The 528-nt window shown below is 67.6% G+C and carries 1 protein-coding gene; it reads left to right on the forward strand.

Going from position 1 to position 528, the window contains the following annotated elements:
- Window positions 1-133 precede the first annotated feature (133 nt).
- Window positions 134-528 (forward strand): transposase (locus ABD353_RS40200; RefSeq protein WP_344628638.1); only part of this gene is annotated, 395 nt, incomplete at its 3' end.

Here is a 528-nt window from a genome sequence, read left to right on the forward strand (position 1 = left end):
CACCTGCCCATGAAAGCCCGCCGGAGATGCGCACTGCGTCCTGTCTCATTCCAAAAGGCCGGCCTCGATGGCATCTGTCCGCGCATATGCGAGGTCCATGGCCAAGGCGGTGATCCCGCAGTATGCCGTCATCATGACGGTTCGTCGACCGTATCCGAGCGACCTGTCCGACGCCCGCTGGGCACTGATCGAGCCGACCCTGACCGCCTGGCGCCAGGCACGCACCGCACGAGCCCTTGCCTTCGGCCGGCCGCCCGAACACGACCTGCGCGACCTCCTCGACGCGATCCTCTACGTCGACCGCACCGGCATCCCCTGGCGCTACCTCCCGCACGACTACCCACCCTGGGAAACCGTCTACGCCTACTTCGCCCGATGGCAGAAGGAGGGGGTGTTCGCACAGCTCAACGGCCTTCTACGACGCCTGGTCCGCGCCGCAGAAGGCCGCGATCCGGAGCCCACAGCCTGCATCGTCGACTCGCAGAGCGTGAAGACCTCCACGAACGTCCCCGCCTCGGCCCAGGGCCC

The organism is Kitasatospora arboriphila (genome assembly GCF_039528095.1).
Lineage (GTDB): Bacteria > Actinomycetota > Actinomycetes > Streptomycetales > Streptomycetaceae > Kitasatospora > Kitasatospora arboriphila.